Here is a 22889-nt window from a genome sequence, read left to right as displayed (position 1 = left end):
AATTTCCTTTTCTCAACTCGCATTGATCGCACTTATTAGCACCACCAATAAAACCTGTAAGTTATTTTGTCTCACTGACGACCATTTGTGAAGGGGCGCCAATCGGTACATAGTCATCAACAAACACCAACTCCCCTGTATTCGGTTCAACCTTAAAACGGGTAATATTGTCACTACGTTGGTTCATAACATATAAATATTGACCGTCTGGAGACAATGTTAATGTTCTTGGGTAATCCCCTCGTGTCCATGTTTGTGATACTTTGCTGAGTGAACCCTCTTCATTAATACTAAAATGTGCAACACTATTGTGTAAACGATTTCCAACATAGAGATGTTTACCATCTTGGCTCTCTACAATACCCGAAATAAAATTTGTGCCTTTATAATTTTCAGGTAACGTCGAAACTGTCGCCTTCTCTTTTAAAGTACCTTTTTGTTTATCAAATTGATATTCAGTTAATGTTGATGCTTCTTCATTAACCAACCAAACTCTGTCTCCTAATTTAGAAAAAACAAAATGGCGAGGGCCAGCACCTTTTGATGATGCCATAATGTATGGGGGATCATTTGCAATTAATTTTCCATTCTTTCCATCAAAGCGATATTGATAGATGCGGTCAAGACCGAGATCTGTGGTAAACACATATTCCCCTGAAGGGTCGGTTGCTATCATGTGAGCATGAGGCCCGTTATGATCACTGATTGCAAAGCTCCCCTCAACTGCCGCTTCAGGATAGGCGGCCCCAGCAGGGCCATCATGTTGAATAACTTCACTTGCAGGTAATAGACCGCCATCATCTCGAATAGGAAGCACCGACACAGCACCACTATGGTAATTCGCAACCAATAAGTAGCGCCCATCTGGGGTTATCGATAAATAAACAGGGCCATCCCCTCCAGATGAAACATTATTTATCGCCTGTAACTCCCCATTATCCTTAACCTGCCATGCATGAACCGTTCCCTTTTCTGTTTCACTCCCTGCATACAGCACTTTACCATTTTTTGATAAAACCAATTGTGCAGCATTTGTAAGTGGAGCGGCTAAAACTTTACGGCTTAATTGCCCCGTTTGATTATCGATATCAAAACGATATATTCCTTCACCATTAGGGCTATAAGTTCCAACCCACGCAAATTGAGGAGCGGCTACCAAAGAAGTACTCGCAAACATAAATGACGCCGCCCAGATAGATAACTTATTTGCCATGATAAATTTTCCTAGTTAAATAACAATACACGCTCATATCTTGGTATATGACCGAATATGAGTATTAAACTTAACCACTACATTGGTAGAATAGAAAAATCATCTATGACTGTGCAGCCACATTATTTCCATTTTCTCGTGGAAATAATCTACTAACTAGCGTTATCCATTTCCACTTAGCTGGTGTTACACATTAACAACTGGCTTTGTTGATAAAATTGAATTTTAAAATCAATCTGGATAGGTAATTTAACTTTAGTATGTATTTTTATTTTTGAGATAAGCGTCGCGCTATTGAACAAAAATCATCATTATTTAATCATCAATAACAGTCTGTATTTCACCTAGATTTTATTGAGTTGGCGAAAACCGATAATTAATATTATCGGTTAATCTCATTTAATTAAGCACTGCATGGGCTTCAATTTCAATCAGCCACTCTGGCAATGATAACCCCGTAACGATCACCCAAGATGATGCTGGTGGCGCCGAGGTAAACTTTTCTTTTAGTGCCTGAGATATCGCATTTTGCTCTTCATCACTATCACAACCTTGCTTAATATAAATCCGCAGCATAACAACATCATTCAGCGTTCCGTGGGCTTCTTTAAGGACATACTCGATATTTTTAATTGCTTGAATGGTTTGCTCATAAATACCACCAGCCACGGTTTGTTGATTCGCATCAACACCAACTTGCCCAGAGAGAAAAAGCTGCCGAGTACCTGTAGTTTCAATAGCTTGACTAAATCCATACTGCAATGAATTAAAAACAGATGAAGGATTAATTGATTTTTTTGACATATTATCTCATTTTAAAATAATCGTATTTTGAATAAAATACCTTTTCATATTTAAACAAAGCTTGAACAAACTAGTTTTCAGTGTTAGTAAATTGGCACAAAATATTCTATTTCAATTTCTTTTATTGGTAATTCTACATTTTCTTTATTATTAATATATTTTTCAATATCCACCCCTTCACGACGAAGTAACCCTAGAGAAGGCAAAGAATAAAGATAAAGATTTAAGCTAAAATCACGGTATTCAGCCAAAGAGCCTTTAAATGAAAACTTTGCGTACTTTCCACTAGGTAAATAAATTTCTTTAAACTGGTTGTGATCAACAATTGGATCTATTGCTTTTAAGCCAATCTGGTATTTCACTTGCACCATGTGTGATCTTTTCTCTGTTTTCTGATAATTGATCAACACATAGCATTCTTTTATTTTTAAATTTGTCGCCTTAAAAAAATCATCCCAAAAACTTCCCCTAATATTTTCATGCAATAATCCAACCTCATCTAATGAAGATAGATACTGATACTCTTTAATATGCAAAGTATACTGTTCACACTCAACAATTTGAGGAATTGCTAAATAATCAATATCGAAATTGATAGGTGGCTGCATTGCCTCCAATTCCCATAATTTATTACGCCGATAATAACTTGGTGTAACCTTAAAAATGTACTTAAATCGACGTGTAAAAGATTGTTGGGAATCAAATTGATATTTTAATGCGATCTCAAGGATAGTTTTTTTCGTCAACCTCAACTCAACAGCCGCTTTCGTCAAACGACGAGCACGAATATAGCTAGCCAGTGTGACCCCTGTTACTTTTTTGAACAGCCGCTGAAAATACCACTTGGTATAACCCGCTTTATTCGCCACATCATCAAGCAGTAAAGACTGATCTAAATTATGTTCAATCCATAATAGAACATCTTTGATAACCGTTGTATGAAACTGCTTATCATCATATCTTAATTGGATGTTATTAGCTTTATTTTGATAGCGAGAATGCTGTTCAATATACATAAAATAACCTAAATGTTCTTAAGATTGTCACGACCACATCATCATGATACCATAAACATACTGACGGTATGTTATTTTAGATCTATCATGGAAAATAAAAATCATCAACAAGAAAATTTTAAGAGTACCTATCAATCACTGGTTAACTCAGCACGAATATTGTTTGTTGAAAAAGGCTATCAAGCTGTTTCAATAGATGAGATCTCGGGAAAAGCGTTGGTGACCAAAGGTGCCTTTTATCATCACTTTAAAAATAAAAAACAATTACTCAGCGCCTGTTATAAGCAGCAATTAATTATGATTGATGCCTACATCACAACAAAAACTGATTTAAAAAATGGTTGGTCTGCCTTAGAAAGTATATTTGAACATTATCTTGATTATATTATTGATGGCGGATTCAAGTCCGAAGTGCAACGCTAAGCCGCCTTTCTTAGCTCCGCAAACACCACCGAAGGTTGTCTGAACCCCAGACACTTGCGTGGCCTGCTGTTCAACGCTCCCTGATAGCGTTGTAAGTCTTCTTCTGTCACTGTCCGCAGGTCTGTTCCTTTCGGGATAAACTGTCTTAACAACCCATTCGTATTCTCGTTCAGCCCACGCTCATGCGAGGCATACGGATGGGCAAAGTACGTATCTGCGTTCAGTGCTTCTGCTATCGCCTTGTGCTCACTAAACTCTAGACCGTTATCGAACGTTATTGTGTGACATACATCCTGATACTCACTCAGCAGTGAGATAATGGCCTTACTGACTTCCACCGCATCCTTTGAAAACACCTTTTTTGTCAGGTAAATACGGCTTTTGCGTTCTGCCAGTGTCACGATAGCACCAGTGCCCTGTTTACCCTGCACCAAATCGGCCTCCCAGTCCCCCAGACGGCTACGGTCATCGACGACTGACGGCCGTAGCTCAATGGATACCGCATCAGGGATGCGCCCTCGTTTCTGCCCGTAGCCCTTACGATATCGCCGTTTGCCCTGCCTAAGATGCCTGTACAACTCGCCACCGCTACGCTTATCCGCATAGATATACTGGTAAATCCATTCATGGCTGACGCTAAGACCAATAATGCTGCCAATTGCACTTATTTGCTCAGGACTCCACTTCCACTCCAGAGCAAATATCACGAAATCTATGGTCTGCTGAGGAATTGTCCTTTTGGCAGATGACAGCCGCCTATCACAGCACTTCTGGTGTGCCTGTTGTGGGTTATAACCAGTATCTGAAGTGTTACGCCTCAGTTCACGGGAGACCGTGGACTTGCTTACACCGATACGGATACCTATCTCATGGCAGGATAAATTATCCTCACGCAGTATCGATATCTGGTATCGTTGTCCTTCGGTTAGTTGCTGATACTTCATACTTACTCGCTCATCTTTGGTCGGAAGAGCAGGATAGCTTATCAGTAGCTAACCGTCCTTCCATCTAACATGACCGAGCGTTGCACTTATTATCTGAATTCGCGGATAATAATAAAAACCTTATCCCTATCCAAGAAGTGATGCCTATCATTGGTTGGAATGAACTTGAAAAAATTAGCCTTGAATACATTACTGGTAAGGTAAACGCCATTGTCAGCAAATTGATCCAAGAGAACCAACTTAAAGCTTATGATGATGATGTGCTTAAAAACTTACTCAATGGCTGGTTTATGCATATCGCAATACATGCGAAAAACCTAAAAGAGCTTGCCGATAAAAAAGGCCAATTTATTGCTATTTACCGCGGCTTTTTATTGAGCTTGAAAGATAAATAAAATAGATAGGTTTTATTTGAAGCTAAATCTTCTTTATCGTAAAAAATGCCCTCTTGGGTTATCAAGAGGGTCATTATATTTCGCGGAATAACATCATTTGGTGACGAAATAACTAAGCACTTGTCTCCTGTTTACTCCCCTGAGCTTGAGGGGTTAACATGAAGGTCATCGATAGCAGGATAATAATACAGTAAAACGCTAAACCAATAATCCAAATCCAGCCATCCCAAATTGGTAGTGAATGATTATAAATAACAGCAAACAGTAATGGGCCAATAACACCGGTTGCATTGGTAAGGCTCACCAATAATCCCTGTAAAGCACCTTGCTGATGACTCTTTGTTTGGATAGACATCACTCCCTGTAATGCAGGTAAAGCGATCCCACCACCAGCCAATAAAATTAAAACAGGGAAAACTAACCAACCTTCAGATATAAACGCTAAAAAGGCAAATGCACTACTATCTGCAATAAATCCGAGCAGTACTGCCGTTTTTTCGCCCCATTTAGTGGCTATTCTTCCTGCCACAAAGGCTTGGAATACTGAGTGTAAAAGACCAAGACCCGCTAATGAAAAGCCAACCATCATGCTATTCCATCCAAAACGATTTTCGGTAAATAGCACCCACACCGTTGCGGGAATTTGGCCTATCAATTGCGCTGAAAAATAAATAATCAACAAAATGGGCATCGTTTTAAATAAAGTGACGTATACCGAATTCGATTGCGTCTCAACCCCTACTTCGGTATCTGTATTATCACGCGTATTTTTGGTTTCACGGAACCAAAACATAACCACAAGGAAAGTGACAATATTTAGCAACGCAGCGATAAAAAAGGGACTATGCGGTGAAATCTCTCCTGCAAAACCACCAATAATAGGCCCCGCTATTAAACCAAGCCCAAAACTTGCCCCTAACCAACCGAACCACTTCACGCGTTGAGAAGCTGAGGTGGTATCGGCAATGACCGATGCCGCGACAGCCCCAGTAGCTCCTGTGATCCCTGAAAGCAAACGGCCTAAATACAGCATCCAAAGCGCACTTGAAAAAGCCAGCAATAAGTAATCCAGCGATGCGCCTATTAATGACAACAACAGCACTGGGCGCCGACCAAATCGGTCAGACATTTTTCCAAGCCAAGGAGCAAAGATAACCTGCATTAACGCATAAAGTGCAAGCAATACGCCAAAGTGGTTAGCGATATCTTCCGAAGCAATAAATTCACGTAATAACGTTGGCAAGACTGGCATGATAAGGCCAATCCCCATGGCATCGAGTAACGTAATTACCAATGCGATCTTTGTCGAACTATTCATTTCACTTTTCTCTATCACTGATAGGGAGTGGTAAAATAACTCTATCATGATAGAGTGTCAACAAAAATTAGGAATTAATGATGTCTAGATTAGATAAAAGTAAAGTGATTAACAGCGCATTAGAGCTGCTTAATGAGGTCGGAATCGAAGGTTTAACAACCCGTAAACTCGCCCAGAAGCTAGGTGTAGAGCAGCCTACATTGTATTGGCATGTAAAAAATAAGCGGGCTTTGCTCGACGCCTTAGCCATTGAGATGTTAGATAGGCACCATACTCACTTTTGCCCTTTAGAAGGGGAAAGCTGGCAAGATTTTTTACGTAATAACGCTAAAAGTTTTAGATGTGCTTTACTAAGTCATCGCGATGGAGCAAAAGTACATTTAGGTACACGGCCTACAGAAAAACAGTATGAAACTCTCGAAAATCAATTAGCCTTTTTATGCCAACAAGGTTTTTCACTAGAGAATGCATTATATGCACTCAGCGCTGTGGGGCATTTTACTTTAGGTTGCGTATTGGAAGATCAAGAGCATCAAGTCGCTAAAGAAGAAAGGGAAACACCTACTACTGATAGTATGCCGCCATTATTACGACAAGCTATCGAATTATTTGATCACCAAGGTGCAGAGCCAGCCTTCTTATTCGGCCTTGAATTGATCATATGCGGATTAGAAAAACAACTTAAATGCGAAAGTGGGTCTTAAAAGCAGCATAACCTTTTTCCGTGATGGTAACTTCACGGTAACCAAGATGTCGAGTTAACCACCCTTTAGATTCATAAAGCGAAAATAATGCGGCTCCAACGTACCCACCTAAATGGAAACGGCGTTCACTCCAATCTAAACATGCACAACAGATTTTACGTGAATGTTTGGAAGGAACGTCAATTCCCATTTCATGAAAATATTGAATACCACTTAATGTGATCATTGAACCATTTTCAGTGATCCATTGCTGTTGACAAAGGGAATCATAGATCTTAACGGCAACTTCACCAGCTAAATGATCATAGCAAGTACGTGCTTTTCGTAAATGCACTGGCGTGGAAACTTTGGCATGTACGCCATGGTTTAAGGAGATCCCCATCATACTTTCCATCAATTCAGCAATATCTTTTCCTGCTAGCCGAAAATAACGATGCTTGCCTTGAGCTATTACTGTGATTAGCTGGCAATCTAATAATTTAGATAAATGACTGCTCGCCGTTGAAGCTGATATATTCGCCACAGAACTTAGCTCAGTGGCCGTCCAAGCTCGCCCATCCATCAAAGCACTGAGTATTTTAACTCGTGAAATGTCAGACATAGCCGCCCCTATCGCGGCTATTGAGGACTCAAAGGTAACCTCTTTTCGTATTAAATTAGCCATCGCAAGTTCACTTTATTGCCCAAGGGAGCGTAACAGATGCAGCCATACTATCATTGTCCGTTATTAATATCAGTTGGTTAGCATGGTCACTGTATTGCACTAAAATATTAATGTTATTCTCCGCCAATACTCGTGCTATTTCGCCAAGTTCCCCCGGTTTTTCCTGTTTTAACTTACGAATTAATGGTGTCCGGATCGCAAGTACTAACAGTCCAGCTTGCTCTAGCGCTATTTTAGCTTCCTTTCCTTGTTCAACAAGAAAATGAGCATGGCATTCATCACCAACCGTAAATATCCCTCCCCCTTCCAATCCAATACCTTTATTACCTAATGTTTTTCCTAGTAATGCTAATTGTCCTATTTGATTGTCTAAAACAACGTGAACATCAAACATTATCCTTGTCCTTTTTAAATGAATATTCGCGAGTAATATGAGCAATACTAATTTTGTAAAAATCAAATATTGACTCTCGCCCTTCTTGCTGAGCTTTCGCATGTAAAACATGATTTTTCCATTGCAGAACTGCGTATTCGTTTTCCCACCAAGATAGCGATAACATTTTTCCTTCTGTAGCTAGACTTTGAAAACGTTCAATTGAAATAAAACCAGCTACATGACTTAATAGTGGTCTTAACTCCTCAGCTAAAGTCAAATAGCGAGTTTGTTGGTCGGGTTGTATTTGCACCTCAAATATTACAGCAATCATATTTTTCTCCGTTATTAATCAACAAACAGAGTAATCCACCCGAAAATTAACACTTCGATAAGCAACGAAATATAGAAAGGTCATGCTGCTGTTTTATGTTGTATATCACACTTCTTTAAATTGCTCGGCCTGCGCTTATCATGTTCTCCTTCTCTTATAATTTTGTTTATTATTTATACTTTTTTATTTTTTGCTATCACCGAAAATAGTGCGGATCCCGCATGGTATTTAGGTTTACCCATCATTAAATACCATTGTTGTTATTTTAATCTTTTTAATATTTCATGATTAAGATCACACTAAAATTATGACCCTATTAACTAAAAGTTATGGATACCCTAATAAAACTCATTGTTAAAGATTAGTTAACCAAAGTAACTTCATTTTTCACTATTGTTAAATTGTTATAGTGAAAATTCTGGTAAACTAATAGAGGTAAAAAAATGATCCTAGATGCCAGTTATACATTATTAGTCGCATGTATCGCGCTACTCATAGGAATGTTTGTCGTAAAATTTACCCCGTTCCTACAAAAAAACCACATACCAGAAGCCGTCGTTGGTGGCTTTATTGTTGCAATTGTTCTGTTAATTATTGATAAAACATCAGGTTATTCGTTTACTTTTGATGCTTCATTGCAAAGTTTATTAATGCTCACATTCTTTTCCTCTATCGGGCTAAGTTCTGACTTTTCTCGACTGATTAAAGGAGGAAAGCCGTTAGTTCTATTAACTATTGCAGTAACGATCCTAATCGCCATTCAAAATACTGTCGGCATGAGTATGGCTGTCATGATGAATGAAAGTCCATTTATTGGCTTAATTGCAGGTTCAATTACTCTAACAGGTGGTCATGGTAATGCCGGAGCATGGGGCCCTATTCTCGCTGATAAATATGGTGTAACAGGCGCCGTTGAATTAGCGATGGCTTGTGCAACACTTGGATTAGTGTTGGGTGGTTTAGTTGGCGGCCCTGTTGCCCGTCATCTTTTGAAAAAGGTCTCTATTCCTAAAACAACCGAGCAAGAGCGCGACACTATCGTTGAAGCTTTTGAGCAACCAAGCGTCAAAAGAAAAATCAATGCAAATAACGTTATTGAAACCATTTCAATGCTGATTATCTGTATTGTTATTGGTGGCTATATCAGTGCATTGTTTAAAGATACTTTTCTGCAACTGCCTACTTTTGTCTGGTGTTTATTTATCGGTATTATTATCCGTAATACACTGACTCATGTATTTAAACACGAAGTGTTTGAGCCGACCGTCGATGTATTAGGTAGCGTTGCTTTATCGCTTTTCTTGGCAATGGCGTTAATGTCATTAAAATTTGGTCAATTGGCAAGCATGGCAGGGCCAGTATTAATTATCATTGCTGTACAAACTGTTGTCATGGTGCTATTTGCCTGCTTTGTCACCTTCAAAATGATGGGCAAAGATTATGATGCTGTCGTGATCAGCGCGGGTCACTGTGGCTTTGGTATGGGAGCAACACCAACAGCAATTGCGAATATGCAAACAGTCACAAAAGCATTTGGACCATCACATAAAGCTTTCCTTGTCGTTCCTATGGTCGGTGCCTTTATTGTTGATATTTCAAACAGTATCTTAATTAAAATATTTATTGAAATTGGTACATACTTTACCTAATAGCTACACACTACTAGGCGTACTTCTCCTAACAATTTATTATAGGGCAGTATGCCGAGCCGCTTTCTTACCCCGTATATTCCCCTAGTCAATCTATTTAGCTTGCACGTTTACGAATTAATTCTCGTGACAACTAAACCAAAATTTGAATTATGACGAGTATATCTGATTATTTATACTTTATTCGTTAGAATAGTCCGTAGAAATAAATAATCAGTAGGCTACATGGAATGAAATTAAGACATCTCGATATCTTTTATGCTGTAATGACTTGTGGTTCCTTAACGCGTGCGGCTGAAGTTTTACATATTTCTCAACCCGCGGCGAGTAAAGCACTCAAACATGCTGAGCAACAATTAGGGTTAGTATTATTCCAACGAATTAGAGGGAAATTATTACCAACCGATGAGGCTTTACTGCTTTTTGATGAAGCAAAAGAAGTTTATCGAAATTTAGACCGCTTAAGAATATTAGCGCAAAATTTATCCAAAAACCCTCAGGGAAAATTAGCGATTGGCTGTTTACCAAGCCTAGGTTTAAACTTAGTACCTGAAGTCACCGCTCTGTTTATTAAAAAACACCCCAATATAAAATTAACGATTGGCACCCATCATACCGTCGATATCATGCAATTATTAACCCAACAAGACCTTGATATTGGTATTGGTTTCAATTTGGCTATTGAAGGCGGAATTACGGTATTACCCATCGCTGAAATCCCCCTTGTTTATGTTGATACGCAAAAACATGAAGGTCCTGTTTCATTAGCTGATATTGACCAAGATCGTTGGATACATCCAGGTTCAGACTCATTAGCGCAATTATTACAGCAATACCATGAGTTCTCGGTTTCAAATATTAGTGTGCATACCTACCACATGGCGGCTGAATTTGTTCGAGCAGGATTAGGTTGCAGTATTACTGATATTTTCTCTGCTGAGCACACATTACCAAAATCGATGATCTATCCACTCAAAGAGGATCTGCATTTAGCTGTTTCAGTTTTCCATCGTGCGGATAGACCATTGACTAAAGCGGCTCAAAACTATGTAAATACTTTGTCACTAACCCTCGAAAAAAGAAATAAAGTAGTTAACCAAAAGTTATACTCTGGCAATGAAAACTCAATTGTTTAGTTAACTTATTCGCCGTTAAATAATAACTCCTCAGTTATTATTGGTTGCGGATAATTATGAAAAAACATGTGGTGGTTATTGGTGCAGGTGTCATTGGCCTTAGTACTGCATATGCTTTAATCAAAGCGGGTCATGCCGTCACTTTATTAGAATCAGAATCTGATGTCGGCATGCAAACAAGTTTCGCCAATGGCGGACAACTTAGCTATCGCTATGTTTCGCCGTTAGCAGATGCAGGAGTACCATTACAAGGTTTAAGTTGGATGGGGAAAGATGATTCACCATTGAATTTAAAAATACAATTTTCCCTGCAACAATGGGCTTGGTTAACTCAATTCACCTTAGCTTGTAATCGCAAAACAAATAAAATTAATGGTGCTCACCAACTACGCCTCTCTTTACTCAGCCAAGAGATCATGAATATCTGGCGTAATAATGGTGATATCGGTGACTTTGCTTGGGAAAAATCGGGTAAACTAATTATTCACCGTGACCAAAAAAGCTTTAATAAAGCTTGCGAAACCATCGACAGTCAATTTCAAAAGGTTTTAAATCCGACTGAAATTACTGCCTTAGAGCCATCATTAAAGAATATTCAATCACAGTTAGTGGGCGCAATTTATGCTCCTGATGATGAAAGTGCAGACTGTTATTTATTCTGTAAAAACTTACTCCAATATTTATCAACTCAAGCAGAGTTTACACTATGCTTACAACATTCTGTTGTTTCATTTATTAAAGATGATAAGCGAATTACAGGTGTTATTACTCCGCAAGGAACAATTTCTGCCGATGATGTCATTGTATGTGCCGGGAATGGAAGCAGGAAACTGCTAAAAACATTAGGTATTCATGTACCAATGCTTGGCTTAAAAGGCTATAGCCTTTCTATTCCTTATCCAGAAAAAGAACATGTGGTGCCTAAAATCAATGTAACTGATTATGGAAATAAAATTGTTTATGCAAAACTTAATCAGCAACTTCGCATCGCCGCAATGGTGGATATCGGTTATGACAAATTAGGCTTGCGTGATAACCGAATTTCCGCCTTAAAAAATATTATTAAAAACACATTCCCTGATGTAACAAATATTGAAGATGCCGAAACATGGTGTGGATTACGTCCATCAACACCAAAAGGACCACCAATATTAGGCAAAACTGGATATAACAATCTTTGGTTAAATATTGGTCATGGTAGCTTAGGGTTTACCTTAGCCGCTGGCAGCGCTCAAATTCTCAGCCAATTAGTTTCAGGGGAAACATCTCCCATCTCTTTAACTGGATTAACGAGGTAATACCACAATATGATCAAACGTAATAATCCAAAGCCACGTTTAGCTGATAGCGTTGAATATGCAGGTTTAGTTTATTTATCAGGACAAGTTCCTAATGATTTAAATGGTGATATCACAGCTCAGACACAAGATGTACTTGCAAAAATAGATACTCTATTAGCTGCAAGTAACAGTGACAAAACACGTATTCTTTCAGCCCAAGTTTGGATCAAAAATATGGAACGTGATTTTGCTGCTTTTAATGCTGTTTGGGAATCATGGATGCCAACAGAGAATAGCCCTGCACGTGCTGCCGTTGAAGCAAATATGGCTAGAGAGCAAGTGCTTGTGGAAATCATGGTAACCGCTGCGCAACGTTAGTGCCGATTTCAATAACGATACTTTGGCCTAAAAAAGCGCTTTATATTCCATGGGCGTTTGACCTTTGCATATCACTCTCAACAGGTTAATCCCTACCTAAAAAACAACTAAGTTGCATCGTTCCCTTTAATAAAGGGTGAATGATACAACTTAGTTTAATGATTATTTTTTATATAAGCTGGCCGTTACCGAAACATCGTTTCCACTTCCTTCAGACTCAACCGAAGTAATAACAAAATATTCAGCACCTTTCTCATCCGCTTTTTGAGAGATTGCCTTTACATAATCAGCAGATACACCATCATTCATAACAACATTGACCGTGCCTGCAAATTTCAAATACAGAGATTTTGTATAATTAATTTCTGTCGCCCCAAACGCTAATGGACTTAATAATGCAAAAGATAATACAAGTATTTTTAGTTTTTTCATAATAAAGCCACCTTAACAATAATTTTTTGTTTATAAACAATAAAAAACGTTAATGACTTATATTTGTTCTGTCAATGACTACACTATCTAATTCGTTTATTCCTTTCTAGATTGAAAATATTGTTAGCTCTTAATAAACAAAAGATTACCCTACATTCTCATTTTTAAGCTTTATTATATTATTTTATTTATATAACAGCGATCACATAGAGCAGTTCCATTTAAACTCATCTACAAATGATATTTCATTATTCATTACCGACTGTCTTAAAAGCATAATGGAGAAAATGATGAAAAAAACAGTGGTACAATATTTATTAACTCGATTATACGATATAGGTGTTAGCGATATTTTTGGTGTTGCTGGGGATTATTCATTTCCAATTAATGATGCCAGGCGGATTCAAGTCCGAAGTGCAACGCTAAGCCGCCTTTCTTAGCTCCGCAAACACCACCGAAGGTTGTCTGAACCCCAGACACTTGCGTGGCCTGCTGTTCAACGCTCCCTGATAGCGTTGTAAGTCTTCTTCTGTCACTGTCCGCAGGTCTGTTCCTTTCGGGATAAACTGTCTTAACAACCCATTCGTATTCTCGTTCAGCCCACGCTCATGCGAGGCATACGGATGGGCAAAGTACGTATCTGCGTTCAGTGCTTCTGCTATCGCCTTGTGCTCACTAAACTCTAGACCGTTATCGAACGTTATTGTGTGACATACATCCTGATACTCACTCAGCAGTGAGATAATGGCCTTACTGACTTCCACCGCATCCTTTGAAAACACCTTTTTTGTCAGGTAAATACGGCTTTTGCGTTCTGCCAGTGTCACGATAGCACCAGTGCCCTGTTTACCCTGCACCAAATCGGCCTCCCAGTCCCCCAGACGGCTACGGTCATCGACGACTGACGGCCGTAGCTCAATGGATACCGCATCAGGGATGCGCCCTCGTTTCTGCCCGTAGCCCTTACGATATCGCCGTTTGCCCTGCCTAAGATGCCTGTACAACTCGCCACCGCTACGCTTATCCGCATAGATATACTGGTAAATCCATTCATGGCTGACGCTAAGACCAATAATGCTGCCAATTGCACTTATTTGCTCAGGACTCCACTTCCACTCCAGAGCAAATATCACGAAATCTATGGTCTGCTGAGGAATTGTCCTTTTGGCAGATGACAGCCGCCTATCACAGCACTTCTGGTGTGCCTGTTGTGGGTTATAACCAGTATCTGAAGTGTTACGCCTCAGTTCACGGGAGACCGTGGACTTGCTTACACCGATACGGATACCTATCTCATGGCAGGATAAATTATCCTCACGCAGTATCGATATCTGGTATCGTTGTCCTTCGGTTAGTTGCTGATACTTCATACTTACTCGCTCATCTTTGGTCGGAAGAGCAGGATAGCTTATCAGTAGCTAACCGTCCTTCCATCTAACATGACCGAGCGTTGCACTTATTATCTGAATTCGCGAACACTATTTTTATATCTTCCTCACTTAAACCTTTGGCATTGACCTTAGAGCCTATCTCAATAGGAGGTAAATTCATCACCTTACCCAGCCATATCGATGTTTAAAAGTCAGGCTGTATAAGGTTTTGGTTACAGTGATAATATATTTTTTATGCGGTAATTAATCCCTATTGAGATAGGCTCTTAATTACATATTTGTTTCCGGTTTCATTAATTGTTAAAGAGTGAATTTTATCTTTAGTAATATCAAGATCACTAATATTATCTATGGATAAAAAATAATCCGAGATTTCGAAATATAAACCTTCAATTATATCTAATTTCATGTTTTTTAGTGTTTCAAAAATCATTATTACCTCAACTTAGGAATATATTTAGTATCATTAATGTTCTTTGGATGAGAATAAACAGTTATAATACACTGTGAATGCTCATCAGTGAAAACTGTATTACCTCTTTTGTCTTGGTATCGCCATGTCTGTTCTCCTGACATAGGATCAATTTGTTTGGTTTTACTTTTCTGATTATTATCTATAATATTATCAATCTGTTCAGATGAAAACCCTCTTTCTTCAGCTCTTTCTGCTCCATGCTTTATGTATGTGCGCCCTTTAGGTGTTACATCGCCAGCTTTTTTACTTAAATAAACATAAATCACTGGCAATGACGGTATCGGCGTAATTAAAATATAATCACGTAAATCTTTCGCATCGGGTAGCAGGTTAATGTATATCTGTGGCTGCCCTTCATGGATTGGAAAGCCGCCAGCTTGTAGTGGTCAATAAAAATTAGTCACGGTTTTAGAGTTTTTCCAATACAATCGCTCTAATTTATTGGGCGTTAATCCACCATTATATTGATGAGGTCTGAGTTGACTATAATACCCGGTCATATAACGGATTATTTGGTACTGAGCTTCAGTAAAACTTCGATAACCTGTCTCGGCACCCACTCTGTTTTTTTTAAGCTTCTAAAAAAACGTTCCATTGGTGCATTATCCCAGCAATTACCTCACCGAGATAAACTTTGTTTTATCTGATAACACCATAGTAACTGACGGTAATGACGGCTTGTATAATGGTTTCCTTGATCCGAGTGAAACAGAACATTTTTAGACTTACCTATTGATTCAAAAACTATTGATAGCGCTTTTTCGTTAACTGACTATTTGATGATAATGACATTGCCCAACTAATCGGTTTTCGGCAAACAAGCCCATCACAACAGCTAAATACATCCAACGGTCACCCGCCCAAACTTGATCCGGCTTTGTCACTGCAAACTGGCGTGCTAAATAATTCGGTATTTCCACATGTTCTTGTACTGCTTTTTTATACCGATATTTTGATATTTGACAGTTCACTACAGGAAAATCACCAATTTGGCAGGTAAATACGAGTCCTGAATACAGTTTACGATTAGCAATTGCATCGTAAATATCTATTTTCTTAGATTGAGAGAGCTGAGATGCGGTGGACTCAAGAACCGATTTAAGGCGCTGTGGCTCTGGCCTGTTTAATAGAGATTGCCAGTGTTGACCCGCTTTTTCAGCATCAGATAAAGGGTTCTTAGGGATTGATTTTGACATAAGAGGCTTTATCTAGCGATAGCAAAAAGATCAAAAAAATCCCCCAGTAAGATAACCCTACTGAGGGATTGATTTAGCGATTAGCTTGATTAACCAAGCCTAAGCACAATTATAGAACGTCAACGCAGTTCAGTTCTTTGAACGCTTGCTCTAAACGAACAACCATGGATTCTTGACCTTTACGCAGCCATACGCGTGGGTCATAGTATTTTTTGTTAGGCTTGTCATCACCTTCTGGGTTACCCAACTGACCTTGCAGATAACCTTCGTTCTTTTTGTAGTAGTTCAGGATACCTTCCCAAGTTGCCCACTGAGTATCTGTATCGATGTTCATTTTGATAACACCGTAGCTAACAGCTTCTTTGATTTCAGCAGCGCTTGAACCAGAACCACCGTGGAAAACAAAGTCTAGGCTGTTGTGAGGCAGGTTAAATTTCTCAGAAACATAGTCCTGTGAATTACGTAGAATTTTTGGTGTTAACTGTACGTTACCTGGCTTATAAACACCGTGAACGTTACCGAAAGAAGCGGCGATAGTGAAACGAGGGCTGATTGCGCTCAGTTTCTCATACGCGTAAGCAACGTCTTCTGGTTGAGTGTACAGCGCAGAGCTATCCATACCGGTGTTATCAACACCGTCTTCTTCACCACCAGTACAACCCAGTTCGATTTCCAGCGTCATATCGATTTTCGCCATACGAGCCAGATACTTAGCACAGATCTCGATATTTTCTTCCAGAGTTTCTTCAGACAAGTCAATCATGTGTGAAGAGAACAGAGGCTTACCGGTTTTCGCATAGTGTTTTTCACCTGCGTCTAGCAAACCATCAATCCATGGCAGCAATTTACGTGCACAGTGGTCAGTATGCAGGATCACAGGAACACCATAATGCTCAGCCATTTGATGGACGTGTTGAGCACCTGAAATGGAACCTAAAATAGCCGCTTGTTGGCCTTCCGCTTTTAAGCCTTTACCTGCGATAAAAGCAGCACCGCCGTTAGAAAACTGAACAATAACTGGAGCACGTACTTTCGCTGCCGCTTCAAGTACGGCATTAATTGAGTCTGTACCGACACAGTTCACCGCTGGCAATGCAAAGTTATTTTCTTTGGCAACTGCGAAAACTTTTTGTACATCATCACCTGTGAGAACACCCGGTTTTACAAAATCAAAAATTTTAGACATTTGAAAAGGTCCTGTGTTAAACAGGCTGCATCGGCAGCCTGTTGTTCATGACAAATTAATTACGCTTTAGCACGTTCTTCCAGCATCACAACTGCTGGCAGCTTTTTACCTTCAACAAACTCAAGGAAAGCACCGCCGCCAGTTGAGATGTATGAAATTTTATCCGCGATACCAAACAGATCGATAGCCGCTAATGTGTCACCACCACCCGCGATAGAGAAAGCTTCACTATCGGCGATAGCACGAGCAACGATTTCTGTTCCTTTACGGAAGTTAGGGAATTCAAAGACACCAACAGGGCCATTCCACAGAATGGTTTTGGCATTTTTCAAAATTTCAGCCAGACGCTCAGCAGACTCATCACCTAAGTCCAAAATCTGCTCGTCATCTTTAATTTTTGAACTGGATTTCAGTGTCGCTTCGGCAGTTTCAGAGAACTCTGTCGCCACACGAACATCAGTCGGAACTGGGATATGGCAGTTTGCCAGTAATTTTTTCGCTTCAGGGATCAGGTCCGCTTCATATAAAGAGCGACCAACGTTGTTGCCTTCTGCCGCGATAAAGGTATTTGCAATACCACCACCAACGATTAATTGATCGGCAATTTTAGATAGAGAATCTAATACCGTTAGTTTTGTTGATACTTTTGAGCCACCTACGATAGCGACCATTGGGCGAGCAGGGTTATCTAATGCTTTACCTAATGCTTCAAGTTCAGCACTTAACAGAGGGCCTGCACATGCAATCGGAGAGAACTTCGCCACGCCATGCGTTGATGCTTGAGCGCGGTGAGCAGTGCCGAAAGCATCCATAACGTAAACATCACATAATGCAGCGTACTGTTTTGATAGCGTTTCGTCGTCTTTTTTCTCGCCTTTGTTAAAGCGTACGTTTTCCAAAACGACAAGTTCACCCTCTGCGATATCCACACCACCAAGGTAGTCTTTTACGAGACGAACAGGATAATCGATTTTGTCGGCTAGATAGTCAACAACAGGCTGCAGTGAAAATTCTTCATTGTACTCGCCTTCAGTCGGACGACCGAGGTGAGATGTGACCATGACTTTAGCACCTTGCTTGAGAGCAGTTTCGATTGTTGGTAATGAAGCACGGATACGTGCGTCAGAAGTAACTTTGCCATCTTTTACAGGAACGTTTAGGTCAGAGCGGATGAAAACGCGTTTACCCGCTAGGTCCAAATCGGTCATCTTAATTACAGACATGGTGAATCCTCTTGTTGATTCTCTATAAAGTTTTCATTAATGGCTGTTTGGGTATCAGTTTACCCTACCGTCTGTCAGCCGTTAATTAGTTGAAACCTGTTGCTGCCATCGCTAATGTTGTATCTAGCATCCGGTTAGCAAACCCCCACTCGTTATCACACCAAACAAGGGTTTTAATTAAATGCTTGCCGCTAACTCGCGTTTGCGTCCCATCAACAATCGCACTGTGTGGATCATGATTGAAATCCATCGAGACTAACGGTAATTCAGTATAGTCTACTATACCACGAAAATGACCATGTGCGGCGCTTCGCAACAGTTCGTTTACTGTAGCCACACTAACATCACTGTGCACGGTAACACTCAAATCGATAGCTGTCACATTGGTTGTCGGCACACGTACTGATATCGCCTCAAAATGGTCTTGGAATTTAGGAAAAATCCGCGTAATTCCTGCTGCCAACTTTGTATCAACAGGAATAATAGATTGGCTAGCTGCTCGCGTTCTTCTTAAATCATGATGATACGCATCGATCACCGGCTGATCATTCATTGATGCGTGGATCGTTGTCACCGTACCCGATTCAATCCCAAAAGCATCATCGAGTAATTTAATAATCGGGATAATGCAATTTGTGGTACAAGATGCGTTTGAAACAATTTTATCTTCAATCGTTAAGTTATCATGATTAACACCATAGACAACTGTCGCATCCAAATCATCCGTACCAGGGTGAGAGAACAGTACTTTCTTCGCGCCTGCTTCAAGGTGTGCTAAGCCATCTGCACGGGAACCAAACACCCCAGAGCAATCAAGTACGACATCAACCCCTAGCTCTTTCCAAGGTAAGGCGCCGATATCAGGCTGATGGAAAAGACGAATGTTATCGTCGCCAACCTGTAACAACGCACCATTAAGACGGACATCCCAAGCAAAGCGCCCATGGCTAGAGTCGTACTTGAGCAAATGAGCAATCCCTTCAGGAGTTGCTAGCTCATTGACCGCGACAACGACTATTTCAGCACGCCGCCCTGACTCGTATTTAGTACACTCCGCCCGATCCGGCCAAAGCCGTTAATCGCCACTTTTATTGGCATCCTACACCTTGAATTTCAACAAAATCACACGGCTGATAAGGATAACTGACTCACACAAACTCTACTGCTGATTTTAACTGTCAAACATCAAAAGTGTGCTTCACTCGACATTTTTGAAATTTTTTATCTCAATCACAGTAAAGACTGAAACGGTTCAGCTAATTAAGAATTAGATTAAGGGATATATTCACAGAACGCAATAGTCAAACCCAATGAAATGCACAAAAAAACAACGCCCCTGCACCAAAATTGATACAGAGGCGTATTTTCACTCGTGATTACTGCCTATCTCTAGGCCGTAACCGCAATTATTTCAGCAATGATTTCGCTGCTTTTACCGCATTTTCAACAGTAATACCGAACTCTTTAAATAGCTCTTCGGCAGGTGCAGACTCACCAAATGAGTGCATACCAACGATAGCACCATTCAAGCCTGTATACTTAAACCAGTAATCTGCAATACCCGCTTCAATCGCAACACGCTTAGTGACGCTTGAAGGTAGAACAGCTTCACGGTATGCCGCATCTTGCTTATCAAATACTTCAGTTGAAGGCATTGAAACAACACGCACTTTATGACCTTCGCCAGATAGTTGATCCGCAGCTTTCACCGCCAACTCAACTTCTGAACCTGTCGCAATAAAGATAAGCTCAGGCTGACCTTCGCTATCTTTCAGGATATAAGCCCCTTTCTCGATTTCAGCTAATTGTTTCGCTGTACGAGGTTGTTGCTCCAGATTTTGACGGGAGAAAATAAGCGCACTTGGGCCGTCTTTACGTTCAATAGCGTATTTCCATGCCACCGCTGATTCAACTTGGTCACATGGACGCCATGTATTCATGTTTGGCGTCACGCGCAGGCTAGCTAATTGCTCAACAGGTTGGTGAGTTGGGCCATCTTCACCCAGACCGATAGAGTCGTGAGTGTAAACAAAGATACTACGCACTTTCATCAGTGCAGCCATACGCACCGCGTTACGCGCATATTCAACGAACATTAGGAATGTTGCACCATAAGGAACAAAACCACCATGCAGAGCGATACCGTTCATGATTGCTGACATACCAAATTCACGGACACCGTAGTGGATATAGTTACCCGCTTTGTCTTCGTTCAGTGGTTTAGAGCCTGACCACATTGTTAAGTTACTTGGTGCTAGGTCAGCAGAGCCGCCTAAGAACTCAGGTAAGACTTTACCGAAGGCTTCTAATGCATTTTGTGATGCTTTACGGCTTGCGATATTCGCAGGGTTCGCTTGCAGATGTTCAATAAATTTTTTCGCTTCTGCATCGAAATTCGCCGGTAGCTCACCCGCCATACGACGTTTAAATTCTTCAGCTAATTCAGGGAATGCTTTTGCATAAGCGGCAAATTTTTCATTCCAAGCATGTTGTTTTTCTTTACCTGCATCACGCGCATCCCAAGCTTTATAGATTTCTTGTGGGATCTCGAATGGGCCATATTGCCAATCCAGAGCTTTACGAGTCGCCGCAATTTCAGCATCACCTAATGGTGCACCATGGACTGATTCAGTGCCTGCTTTATTGGGTGAACCAAAGCCGATCACGGTTTTGCACATAATCAGTGTTGGCTTGTCTGTTTCGCGCTGTGCTTCAGTAATAGCAGCATGAATTTGGTCAGCATCATGACCGTCGATATCACGAATAACATGCCAGCCGTAAGATTCAAAACGCCCTGCCGTATCGTCTGTAAACCAACCTTGTACATGACCATCGATAGAGATACCGTTATCATCGTAAAACGCGATCAGTTTGTTTAGCTTCAGCGTACCAGCCAAAGAACAGGCTTCGTGGGAGATCCCTTCCATCATACAACCATCGCCCATAAACACATAGGTGTGGTGGTCGACGATGTCATGGCCTGGACGATTAAATTGAGCAGCTAATGTACGCTCTGCAATAGCAAAACCAACTGCGTTTGCGATACCTTGCCCTAATGGACCGGTTGTGGTTTCAACACCTGGAGTATAACCATATTCAGGGTGGCCAGGGGTCTTAGAGTGGAGCTGGCGGAAGTTTTTTAACTCATCCATAGATAAGTCATAACCCGTCAGATGCAGCAAGCTATAGATCAACATTGAACCATGGCCATTTGACAGCACAAAGCGGTCACGGTTAGCCCAGTGTGGATCTGCTGGGTTATGATTCATATAGTCACGCCACAGCACTTCAGCAATATCAGCCATGCCCATAGGCGCACCAGGGTGCCCTGATTTTGCTTTTTGAACCGCATCCATACTTAGAAAGCGGATAGCATTAGCAAGGGTTTTACGAGTCGTCATTAGTATACTCCAGGTCGGATAAAAACGTACTTAAACCAATTTTCACAACGCAATATGGAATTGTTGCACTTTTTCACAGACAAGCTATGAAACTAACGCAATTTGCTCCACACAGCAATTATTCGCTACATTCGTGCCCGCGAATCGTCAATAAATTAAACTATTTCAGAGCTGAATCCTTTCCATTGCGCAAAATATCACTTAAAGATGATTTTTTTGCGCAAATCATTACCCTTATTAAACCTGAGTTTACCATCAGGGATCAAGGTGATTTGTCATTCTTATGCATTTAGGGATAACAATAGTGATTATTAGCAAATTTTGCTATGAAAAATTGGTGGATTAGATAAGAGATAAGCGTGGCTCTACACATCGAAACAAAAAATCCCTATTCGTTATACGACTTGGTTATAATCTCGATACAACAGGAGCACGCTAGCCGCCAAAAAATGAGTATATTTAGCTCAAAAGCGCTGAATAATCCAAGGCAGATAAGCATGAAGAAGAGATATCTGCTAATAAATAAAAATAATGCATTAGAGGTTTAATTGCGGCATTTGAAATTTTTCGCAATATTGTGCACTACGGCTTTCATTTTTTAGTGACAATCTTATTTGGCTATCTATTTTGGTGAAACTAGCTGAAAATTAGCAGCATTATTGATGATAACAACCATGACAGTCGATTTAGATCATTTACTGGCCTATCCGATTTTTGAGCCTAATCAATAAAGTATTGGTTTCCATTCGTTACACACTGGTTGGGCGGCTATCGCATATGTGATGATATTTTTACTACCATCATGGAAATTAAAAGCAATTGCGGTGGGGTATTTATTCCATCTTTTTACCGACTCACTGGATTGTTATATGGGAAATTTAAAACAAAATACCACCTATATCGTTCTCATTGAGAAATATCATATGCACAGCCCCCACTATATTAGTGGTTAGC

The 22889-nt window shown here is 40.2% G+C and carries 22 protein-coding genes and 3 pseudogenes; 9 read left to right on the top strand and 16 right to left on the bottom strand.

The window, feature by feature from the left end:
• Window positions 1–61: 61 nt before the first annotated feature.
• The 3 genes from M1E93_RS05065 to M1E93_RS05055 form a co-directional block, all read right to left on the bottom strand.
• The gene (locus M1E93_RS05065; RefSeq protein ID WP_014656610.1) at window positions 62–1213 is read right to left on the bottom strand and encodes a lactonase family protein; all 1152 of its coding nucleotides are present in this window, start codon (window positions 1211–1213) and stop codon (window positions 62–64) included.
• Window positions 1214–1612: 399 nt separating this feature from the next.
• Window positions 1613–2017 (bottom strand): RidA family protein, encoded by a 405-nt coding sequence (locus tag M1E93_RS05060; RefSeq protein ID WP_004922750.1) that lies wholly within the window; start codon window positions 2015–2017, stop codon window positions 1613–1615.
• Window positions 2018–2100: 83 nt separating this feature from the next.
• Window positions 2101–3033, bottom strand: a complete 933-nt coding sequence (locus tag M1E93_RS05055) for a helix-turn-helix domain-containing protein (protein ID WP_004922753.1) — start codon at window positions 3031–3033, stop codon at window positions 2101–2103.
• A gap of 87 nt (window positions 3034–3120) precedes the next feature.
• On the opposite strand from M1E93_RS05055, the gene M1E93_RS05050 reads away from it, so the two are divergent.
• A complete protein-coding gene (locus M1E93_RS05050; RefSeq protein WP_426207163.1) occupies window positions 3121–3456 on the top strand; it encodes a TetR family transcriptional regulator in 336 nt (111 codons plus the stop codon).
• Here the strand turns inward: M1E93_RS05050 and M1E93_RS05045 are convergent.
• Entirely contained in the window at window positions 3453–4400 is a 948-nt protein-coding gene (locus M1E93_RS05045; protein WP_140035165.1) for an IS30 family transposase, read from the bottom strand. The genes M1E93_RS05050 and M1E93_RS05045 overlap by 4 nt on opposite strands.
• Window positions 4401–4480: 80 nt before the next feature.
• On the opposite strand from M1E93_RS05045, the gene M1E93_RS05040 reads away from it, so the two are divergent.
• Window positions 4481–4795, top strand: a complete 315-nt coding sequence (locus M1E93_RS05040) for a hypothetical protein (RefSeq protein ID WP_426207162.1) — start codon at window positions 4481–4483, stop codon at window positions 4793–4795.
• A gap of 112 nt (window positions 4796–4907) precedes the next feature.
• Here M1E93_RS05040 and tet(B) read toward each other — a convergent pair whose 3' ends face one another.
• Entirely contained in the window at window positions 4908–6113 is a 1206-nt protein-coding gene (tet(B), locus tag M1E93_RS05035; protein WP_088499072.1) for a tetracycline efflux MFS transporter Tet(B), read from the bottom strand.
• An 80-nt stretch (window positions 6114–6193) separates the two neighbouring features.
• On the opposite strand from tet(B), the gene tetR(B) reads away from it, so the two are divergent.
• The gene (tetR(B), locus tag M1E93_RS05030; RefSeq protein ID WP_000088605.1) at window positions 6194–6817 is read left to right on the top strand and encodes a tetracycline resistance transcriptional repressor TetR(B); all 624 of its coding nucleotides are present in this window, start codon (window positions 6194–6196) and stop codon (window positions 6815–6817) included.
• On the opposite strand, the gene M1E93_RS05025 is transcribed toward tetR(B), so the two are convergent.
• Genes M1E93_RS05025 through M1E93_RS05015 form a run of 3 tightly spaced genes read right to left on the bottom strand, consistent with a single transcriptional unit; the run spans window position 6795 to window position 8188 of the window.
• On the bottom strand, window positions 6795–7481 hold the full coding sequence (locus M1E93_RS05025) for an ArsR/SmtB family transcription factor (RefSeq protein ID WP_036941442.1): 687 nt from the start codon (window positions 7479–7481) through the stop codon (window positions 6795–6797). The two genes, tetR(B) and M1E93_RS05025, sit on opposite strands and share 23 nt — an antisense overlap.
• Window positions 7482–7488: 7 nt before the next feature.
• Window positions 7489–7875 carry a hypothetical protein gene (locus M1E93_RS05020; protein WP_000460651.1) on the bottom strand — a complete coding sequence of 129 codons (387 nt, stop codon included), beginning with the start codon at window positions 7873–7875 and terminating at the stop codon, window positions 7489–7491.
• Entirely contained in the window at window positions 7868–8188 is a 321-nt protein-coding gene (locus M1E93_RS05015) for an antibiotic biosynthesis monooxygenase family protein (RefSeq protein WP_000562370.1), read from the bottom strand. Before M1E93_RS05015 ends, M1E93_RS05020 begins: the two co-directional genes overlap by 8 nt.
• Window positions 8189–8631: 443 nt before the next feature.
• Here M1E93_RS05015 and gltS point away from each other — a divergent pair, with 443 nt between their 5' ends.
• The 4 genes from gltS (at window position 8632) to M1E93_RS04995 (ending at window position 12631) form a co-directional block, all read left to right on the top strand.
• Entirely contained in the window at window positions 8632–9837 is a 1206-nt protein-coding gene (gltS, locus tag M1E93_RS05010) for a sodium/glutamate symporter (RefSeq protein WP_426207161.1), read from the top strand.
• A gap of 230 nt (window positions 9838–10067) precedes the next feature.
• Complete coding sequence (locus M1E93_RS05005; RefSeq protein WP_004922785.1) at window positions 10068–10973, top strand: LysR family transcriptional regulator; 906 nt, start codon at window positions 10068–10070, stop codon at window positions 10971–10973.
• A gap of 56 nt (window positions 10974–11029) precedes the next feature.
• The gene (locus tag M1E93_RS05000) at window positions 11030–12271 is read left to right on the top strand and encodes a D-amino acid dehydrogenase (protein ID WP_076914315.1); all 1242 of its coding nucleotides are present in this window, start codon (window positions 11030–11032) and stop codon (window positions 12269–12271) included.
• Between the two features lie 9 nt (window positions 12272–12280).
• The gene (locus M1E93_RS04995) at window positions 12281–12631 is read left to right on the top strand and encodes a RidA family protein (protein ID WP_004922788.1); all 351 of its coding nucleotides are present in this window, start codon (window positions 12281–12283) and stop codon (window positions 12629–12631) included.
• Window positions 12632–12793: 162 nt separating this feature from the next.
• Here the strand turns inward: M1E93_RS04995 and M1E93_RS04990 are convergent, their stop codons facing one another.
• Window positions 12794–13063 (bottom strand): DUF1471 domain-containing protein, encoded by a 270-nt coding sequence (locus tag M1E93_RS04990; protein ID WP_004922790.1) that lies wholly within the window; start codon window positions 13061–13063, stop codon window positions 12794–12796.
• A gap of 290 nt (window positions 13064–13353) precedes the next feature.
• Here M1E93_RS04990 and M1E93_RS04985 point away from each other — a divergent pair, with 290 nt between their 5' ends.
• Window positions 13354–13503 carry a hypothetical protein gene (locus tag M1E93_RS04985; RefSeq protein WP_426207297.1) on the top strand — a complete coding sequence of 50 codons (150 nt, stop codon included), beginning with the start codon at window positions 13354–13356 and terminating at the stop codon, window positions 13501–13503.
• Here M1E93_RS04985 and M1E93_RS04980 read toward each other — a convergent pair.
• The 7 genes and pseudogenes from M1E93_RS04980 to tkt form a co-directional block, all read right to left on the bottom strand.
• On the bottom strand, window positions 13486–14433 hold the full coding sequence (locus M1E93_RS04980) for an IS30 family transposase (RefSeq protein ID WP_140035165.1): 948 nt from the start codon (window positions 14431–14433) through the stop codon (window positions 13486–13488). The genes M1E93_RS04985 and M1E93_RS04980 overlap by 18 nt on opposite strands.
• A 456-nt stretch (window positions 14434–14889) precedes the next feature.
• Entirely contained in the window at window positions 14890–15201 is a 312-nt protein-coding gene (locus tag M1E93_RS04975) for a hypothetical protein (RefSeq protein ID WP_102780754.1), read from the bottom strand.
• Between the two features lie 114 nt (window positions 15202–15315).
• Window positions 15316–15903: pseudogene (locus tag M1E93_RS04970) on the bottom strand (IS3 family transposase); the annotation flags it as partial.
• 331 nt (window positions 15904–16234) lie between these two features.
• Window positions 16235–17311 carry a class II fructose-bisphosphate aldolase gene (fbaA, locus tag M1E93_RS04965; protein ID WP_004927260.1) on the bottom strand — a complete coding sequence of 359 codons (1077 nt, stop codon included), beginning with the start codon at window positions 17309–17311 and terminating at the stop codon, window positions 16235–16237.
• A 59-nt stretch (window positions 17312–17370) separates the two neighbouring features.
• Window positions 17371–18534, bottom strand: a complete 1164-nt coding sequence (gene pgk, locus M1E93_RS04960) for a phosphoglycerate kinase (RefSeq protein ID WP_004927258.1) — start codon at window positions 18532–18534, stop codon at window positions 17371–17373.
• Between the two features lie 85 nt (window positions 18535–18619).
• Window positions 18620–19632: pseudogene (gene epd, locus M1E93_RS04955) on the bottom strand (erythrose-4-phosphate dehydrogenase).
• A 308-nt stretch (window positions 19633–19940) separates the two neighbouring features.
• Window positions 19941–21935, bottom strand: coding sequence for a transketolase (gene tkt / locus M1E93_RS04950; RefSeq protein ID WP_004927251.1), 1995 nt, complete (start codon window positions 21933–21935; stop codon window positions 19941–19943).
• A 547-nt stretch (window positions 21936–22482) separates the two neighbouring features.
• Between tkt and M1E93_RS04945 the strand changes: the two are divergent.
• Window positions 22483–22888, top strand: a pseudogene (locus tag M1E93_RS04945) (DUF6122 family protein).
• The last annotated feature ends 1 nt before the right edge of the window (window position 22889 follow it).

The organism is Providencia sp. PROV272 (assembly GCF_049901975.1).
Classification (GTDB): domain Bacteria; phylum Pseudomonadota; class Gammaproteobacteria; order Enterobacterales; family Enterobacteriaceae; genus Providencia; species Providencia stuartii.
Note: the sequence above shows the minus strand (reverse complement) of the source record. Positions and strands in the feature narration are given on the sequence as shown.